This window comes from Nitrosospira multiformis, assembly GCF_003050865.1.
Classification (GTDB): domain Bacteria; phylum Pseudomonadota; class Gammaproteobacteria; order Burkholderiales; family Nitrosomonadaceae; genus Nitrosospira; species Nitrosospira multiformis_E.
The window spans coordinates 1-6,330 of sequence record NZ_QAOK01000055.1; the positions used below are offsets into that span (position 1 = coordinate 1).

Sequence of the window (6,330 nt, forward strand, 5' to 3'; positions counted from 1 at the left end):
GCAGAAGCAAACTATTATCAGCAATTGGTCCAAAAGGCCACGGTAGAAGTTTAACTTAAACCAAAAAGCCTCCACGAAAACCGGGGCGATTCAGGTGATCCTTGCTCACCACCCCTTTCACTATCCTGATCTCAAAGGCTTCGCACGTCTCTCGCACCAACTCTCGAACTCGCTCCGCTACCTCTCCCTGCAAAACCTTGTACCGGTACTTCGTTACCCATACAAAATGGTATTCAATTTGAAAAACTGTATGACTGCCCTATCTATAATCCATGCCGCACCTCCCTTCGTGCAGCTTATTATTTTCGCAGCTAAAGCTGACCGGCTAAAGCCGGTGGTTTAAACCTTGGGATGGAAAATTAAGCCAGATCGTGGTCAATGACAAGGGTGTGAGAATCGAGTATCGGGCGGAGAAACTGGTGAATAGAACAGGATTTGATACGGTTCGTAGTAAGGCTGGATGGCTCCCCGACCAGGGCTCGAACCTGGGACCTGCGGATTAACAGTATTCAAAGCTGTTCTTCCACGAGGTTCCCAATCTTTCTCAACACTTTGATATTAAAAAGTTTCATCCGTAATAACTCCGGTGGAACTTCTGTCTTATTCTCGTGCTTTGTGTAATTTTCCTTGCTCAATTACACAAGAATTACACAGCACTTTGATCGGTGTAAATTAGAAACCTGTAAGTTTGGAAGTGTTCATATCACGACCAGTGTTACCCATTGCGTCCTTAATTCAGGAAAGCACCAGTGAGGGTTCCGAATTTGGCAAGATCAGGGGCAGTGCAGAGAGCAAATTCCCTCAGCATGTATGAACAGTAGCAATTGGCCAGCCGACCGGACGGGACCTTATGCATGCTTCAGGATTACTGCGGTCCAAACACCCCTTACGAAACGTATCAAGAAGATACGTAAAAAAATAGCCTGCTGTAGTAGTAAAAAAGCACCGAGTAATAGTCGTGCTTCTGACAGACGCCCCGATACTCATGTAATTAGCTCTCCCGCAGGTTTCCAGATCTTCGGGGCCAAGCGGGCCTCTAGGAAATGCTGTAGCGTCCTCCAGTGGTAGGAGGACTTGTCCAAGAGTTCCAAATCGTCGGAAATACAGGAGGACCTAACATTAGCGACGACGATAATTGTGGAGATGATACTCGTATGCCCGGTATTTTTAACCCTGTTCGTGTAAGAGTTACTGACTAGAGAGCCAACAGGAATAGATTTCAACGCTGCTGCGCCCGGCTTGCCCCATGGACAACCCTGTTGGGAAACCTGATGGACGATAAAAGCCTCGTCCACGAGGTTTCCTGATGAGCGAAGAATTTCGCAATTTCACTTAATTCTGACGAGGTTTCCTGATGAGCGAAGAATTTCGCAATTTTACTTAATTCTGAAGTGGTTTCTGAAAGTTGGCTCCGGCCAAATTTACCCTCGATAAAATACGTTATCATGGGTAAAAGTATAGGAACCTGATCAACATGTCTTTCAAAAAAACCCGTCAGAATGGACGTGCCAAAGATACCTTCTATCGTAATTATGTTGAAATGGAAGATGACCCGAAGTCCCTGGATAGCAACCTTGATGTTGACGGGCATGTTGGGTAGGGATAAAAGCGGCACGGTTATGATTCTTATTTTGTTTTCTCGGCGAGCAATGCATCTCCGGCACGTTTCCACTCCCGTCTTCTAGGATCCTCTGCCGGCACATTTGCCAGCCCCAGCAGGGCACCCAGTAGCTCCCCTCGATCGAATGCCGGAGTACGGGTTGCCGGATCCACGAGACCTGCGAGAATCAGCAACTCGGCAGCATTGTACAATTCCTGGTCACGCTCTCTGAAGGCCGCCTCCCTGGTGATCGCTTCCAGAATACGTGCTGCTTCCTCGTCCCTTGCCGCAAGGCGGGCCGCTTCCGCCTTTGCCCTTTGTGCCCGCTCGGCCGCCGCCTCCGCCTTGATTAACGCGGCAAGGATACGGGAGTCTGCGTCAGTGCGCCTGAGCTTGTCCGCCAGCAGGAGGAGCTGTTGTTGTTGTTCGCTGGGTGCTTTGAGGCCACGTAGATACGCCAGTCTCACGGTAAGCCATTTGTCGTGCAACATGAACACCTCCTGGTTCATTGATTGACGGCCCGTTCTATCTGCTTCGAGAGAGGTGAGAGTAAGCTGGAGACCGTAAATCCTCATCTTGAGGGGTAGTGTGATCAGATATCCAGCTCGGCGAGTTAGCGAGCGGAAAATAGGTGTCCGACGTCAAGTATCCGATCGATGGATGTAAAGTCAACGCACAGGTTCGTCTGCTTTGCGACTTGCTATCCAGCTATCCTCTCGTCCGATGTTTGAGTAGTCGTATAGCTCTCCGTATCGTATGTGTTAGTTGCAATATCAGCGTCAGCCTCGATCAGGTTTTTTATATTACGTACCGTTCGCTCAGCTCCATGCTGAACTGCGATGCGTATTAGTCGTTCGAAGGGTCGCATAAATATCTTCATCTCCAACAACTCGAAGGTAAATATCAGTTTGACCAAACCTTCTCTACCTTCATCCTGTATCTCGTACATGCAGTGAAAAGGCTCGGAAATACCTGCAAAAGCTAAGGAACGGTTGGGTTCATAAAGCGTAATTCTGAATTTGGATTCAGATCGGTGTCCACCATCAACACGCACCTGCCTTGCGGTAACTCCTGGTCCCATTGGTTGATCTCCGATTTGCTTAAGCTCTTTAACTTCAGGAGACCATTTTGGATAATTTTCAAAGAAATTATCGCCCAGATAGCGAAATATCTGCTCAGCAGAACCCTTCATAAGAATACTTGCTTTGGAAGCTACCGGTTGAACCGGTCTCGAATCAAATATCGATCGCAAACTGAACATATGGGTATACTCTTTGAAAGGTGATTCCTTGAGTGAGAGGTAACCCAGGGATTTGGAAGTCGGCTCTTTGATCTTAATCCTGATCGCGGGCATGCACTATAGATTATTAAAATTATCAAAAGCTGTTCTCGTTTATTCGAACCGTTGATGATTTCCTAAAGAAAACCGTTCATATTACCGAACCATGCCCCCACGGTCTGTTCGTTGCCCCACCCTTCATTGATCTTTGATTTGGGGCCGTTCGGTTGACGGCAGAGCAATCCAGAATGTACTGCCGGCCGTGACAACACTTTCAACACCGATTTCTCCTCCCATAAATTCAACCAGTTTTTTCGTAACGACCAACCCAATACCAGTACCTTCCTCAGAACCGCTCTCACGACCAAGGCGATTGAACGGCTGAAACAGTTTGTCGAGCTGATCTTGTGTTAATCCAGAGCCAGTGTCATGAATGCTAATGCGAGTCACCCCAGAGGTATTTTGAGAATATTCCACTGTTACATCACCCCCCTCCCGGTTATATTTGATCGCATTGGTGAGAAGATTGATTAGAACCTGCTTCAGCTTGGTTTCGTCTGCCAATACATGCACGGGAAGCTTATTTTCATATCGAGGAAAATTCAATTTGATATTCTTTTTCTGTGCCTGGGATTTAATCATCGTTTGGCACTCTTCTAATATGGTGAATAGCAATAATGGCTTTTGCGACAGGAATAACTTCCCCGACTCAATTGCTGCAGAATGGAGGAGCTGATTAACCAGACTTAGCAGGTACCATCCCGATTCAAGAATATGTTCAATATTTGCCTTTTGGGATGGTGTTGGAGGTGGATTATCCATTTCCAAAAGTTGAGCAAATCCGAGTATGGTATTTAGCGGCGTTCGTAATTCGTGACCCATACTGGAAATAATTTCCGATTGCTCCAAGCTGATTTTTCTCGTGGCATCTTTGTTCCGAATTATCTGGGTCAGTATTCGGCTCAAGTTTAGGCTTGATTCCAACCGATCCATGATGAGATAGGCCAAATCCCGCAAGCTGGCAAATTCTTTCTCATTCAATATCCGAGGCTTTCGATCAATAATCCATAATGATCCCAGATTAAAACCTCCAACTGTAATCAAGGGCGCACCCGCATAAAACCCCATACCTTTTACCCCGGCCGCAAGCGTTTTTGTAAGCGGGCTAGTATCAATCTTCGTATTTGCAACAATATAGGGAGCATCACGTAGCATGGTGATTGCCGGATCTTCCGGGACAAATCCAATTTCGGTGGTTTCAAGACCACAGCCGGATACAAGCCGGATATGATCCCTATCGACAATTCCGATTACTGCAACCGGAACGTCAAACAGGCGTGCTGCGAGTGCGGTAATTCGATCTAGAGTTCGATCTGGGATGGGTAACAATATCTCATATTGCTTCAACACGAGCGTTCGCTCTGTTTCATTCGCTGGCATATATCAACCGATTAATTTTTGGAAGCAACTGCTCAGCCTGTGAAGTCAGTCTTTTTCTACCGGCAGAATCTACTCTGATGGCCCGAGCTTGAACATAGCACGCCTGCTGGTAATGGGAGTTTCCTGAAAAGCTTCAGAAGATATTCCGCTGCCGTTGAGTCTCGGTTTTATTCGGTCCGGGTCGCTTGACTGGAACCGAAACGGAACGTCATATCTATATTTTTAATGGAATGCGCGGAGAAGAAGCGGATGACATGGTCTGTGGCGCAACAAGGTCATTCACTCCAGGGGGAGTTCCGTAGCAGGATAACTGTAAATAGTATGGAGTTCGGGGGATAAAGAATCTGGCGCGGGCTAACCCGCTTGGGACAGTATAATTTCTCAAACGAAAATCCTATTTTGGATTTTCGTTTGCTTTGTTGATTTTTTACTCGGGTTTAATATTCGCTGCCTGTAAACCTTTGGGACCGGTTGTCACATCAAAAGTGACACGCTGGGCCTCTTGCAGCGACTTGAAACCTTCGCCCACAATTGAAGAGAAGTGGGCAAACAAATCTTTTCCACCTTGATCTGGGGTAATAAAGCCAAAACCTTTTGAATCATTGAACCATTTTACAACACCTGTTTCTGTTGCCATGTCATTTCTCCTTAATAATATTCCACTCACAATGATCTGTAGGCGGCAGTCACTGAATATCAAGGGAAAGAGTCAACCAGAGGTGTCGTTTTACAGCTTGAATCCAAAGACCTACTGTAGGATACGCGCTATTTGAAGAACATCAAACTTTATTTTGCACAACCGCGCCGTCAGGCAGCATACCAGAGCACGGCAAAGTAATGGCATGTGGTGCCTGCTATCACAAAGAGGTGCCACACGAAGTGACCATACCGTAACCGGGAATCGAGTGCGAAAAAAACTACCCCGAGTGTGTAAGAAATGCCTCCCGCGCTCAACCAGAGCAAGCCCTGTGATGGCATTCTGGCCAGCAATGGATCAGCCGCAATCACAACAAGCCACCCCATGAGCAGATAGAGGATGGTTGATAGAATGGGTAAAGAGGCTTTATAGAATACCTTGAGCATTATACCGGCCACCGCAAGACCCCAAATTCCCACGAGAAGGGCACGTCCCCATACTCCATCAAGGACGCCAAGCGTGAATGGCGTGTATGTGCCCCCGATAAGAACAAAGATGGCAGAATGCTCGACAACTTTAAACACGCGCTTGGCCTTGCCTATCGGCAACGCGTGGTAGATAGTCGAGGCAAGATAAAGAAATATGACAGTCGCGGAGAAGAGACTCGTGCCCACAAGGAATCTGGTATCGCCGGACCGGGCGGCATGAGTGATGAGAAATGGAGTCCCTACGAGTGCGGCGACCAAGGCTATACCATGGCTAATACTATTTGCAATTTCTTCCGGTTGTGACTGCTCACGCTTTAGCGGCAACTGATTGAAGTACGGCATGATACTTGAGCTAATCTTGGCGCCTCTCTAACAACCCACCTTGAACGTTTGACTATCTGCCGGTCGGGTCTTTCCCATAAAGGAAAGGCGAAAGGACTAACTGAGTATAAGCTTGATGCGCTTATCTAAGATCTCGTTGACCCAAACATTCAGACTTTTCGCCTTGTTTATAACGCTCTAGCTTTCTTTTTTATCCATGTTAGGTCCTATTATTTTTCTTGTTCAGAACAATTTCAGTATAGCTCGCCTAGCTTACGTACCCCTCTTGCAGGGAGAAGGCTAACATTGTTTAGTGTCCACTCACTAGGCGAGCCCTAGTAATAGATCGTTTAACCCTCTCAAAATACTATCAATAGACACGTTTTGGATTTACGATCGACGCTCTGTCACATCCTTTTTAATATGTGTGAGAGCAAATGATTATTGGCCACACCAGAACATCAACGATCGGGTTTTACCCCATTTCTCCGGACGGTTTGGTTAAGCCTAAATCCTGCTTCTGATGCATTTCCAGCTGTCGCCGTTTTCGCGGGTTATGGAATCG

At 46.9% G+C, this 6,330-nt stretch carries 6 protein-coding genes and 1 pseudogene; all 7 read right to left on the reverse strand.

The genetic code is table 11. The features are described from left to right. Positions 1–88: 88 nt before the first annotated feature. Positions 89–274, reverse strand: a pseudogene (tnpA, locus tag C8R21_RS15035) (IS200/IS605 family transposase); the annotation flags it as partial. Positions 275–1,219: 945 nt separating this feature from the next. After that, positions 1,220–1,591, reverse strand: coding sequence for a hypothetical protein (locus C8R21_RS15040; RefSeq protein ID WP_107763421.1), 372 nt, complete (start codon positions 1,589–1,591; stop codon positions 1,220–1,222). 35 nt (positions 1,592–1,626) lie between these two features. Then, entirely contained in the window at positions 1,627–2,091 is a 465-nt protein-coding gene (gene traD, locus C8R21_RS15045; protein WP_258192447.1) for a conjugal transfer protein TraD, read from the reverse strand. 209 nt (positions 2,092–2,300) lie between these two features. Beyond that, positions 2,301–2,954: an SRPBCC family protein gene (locus C8R21_RS15050; RefSeq protein ID WP_258192448.1), complete on the reverse strand. Its 654-nt coding sequence runs from the start codon at positions 2,952–2,954 to the stop codon at positions 2,301–2,303. A 123-nt stretch (positions 2,955–3,077) separates the two neighbouring features. Then, the gene (locus tag C8R21_RS15055; protein WP_107763422.1) at positions 3,078–4,319 is read right to left on the reverse strand and encodes a GAF domain-containing sensor histidine kinase; all 1,242 of its coding nucleotides are present in this window, start codon (positions 4,317–4,319) and stop codon (positions 3,078–3,080) included. A 427-nt stretch (positions 4,320–4,746) separates the two neighbouring features. After that, on the reverse strand, positions 4,747–4,956 hold the full coding sequence (locus C8R21_RS15060; protein WP_107763423.1) for a cold-shock protein: 210 nt from the start codon (positions 4,954–4,956) through the stop codon (positions 4,747–4,749). A 170-nt stretch (positions 4,957–5,126) separates the two neighbouring features. Beyond that, positions 5,127–5,786, reverse strand: coding sequence for a PAQR family membrane homeostasis protein TrhA (gene trhA, locus C8R21_RS15065; RefSeq protein WP_107763424.1), 660 nt, complete (start codon positions 5,784–5,786; stop codon positions 5,127–5,129). Positions 5,787–6,330 lie beyond the last annotated feature (544 nt).

What these genes read in the sequence shown, in the direction of transcription:
- C8R21_RS15040 (WP_107763421.1), bottom strand. Translation starts at nt 1,591, where the DNA reads ATGCCCGTCAACATCAAGGTTGCTATCCAGGGACTTCGGGTCATCTTC.
- traD (WP_258192447.1), bottom strand. Translation starts at nt 2,091, where the DNA reads ATGTTGCACGACAAATGGCTTACCGTGAGACTGGCGTATCTACGTGGC.
- C8R21_RS15050 (WP_258192448.1), bottom strand. Translation starts at nt 2,954, where the DNA reads ATGCCCGCGATCAGGATTAAGATCAAAGAGCCGACTTCCAAATCCCTG.
- C8R21_RS15055 (WP_107763422.1), bottom strand. Translation starts at nt 4,319, where the DNA reads ATGCCAGCGAATGAAACAGAGCGAACGCTCGTGTTGAAGCAATATGAG.
- C8R21_RS15060 (WP_107763423.1), bottom strand. Translation starts at nt 4,956, where the DNA reads ATGGCAACAGAAACAGGTGTTGTAAAATGGTTCAATGATTCAAAAGGT.
- trhA (WP_107763424.1), bottom strand. Translation starts at nt 5,786, where the DNA reads ATGCCGTACTTCAATCAGTTGCCGCTAAAGCGTGAGCAGTCACAACCG.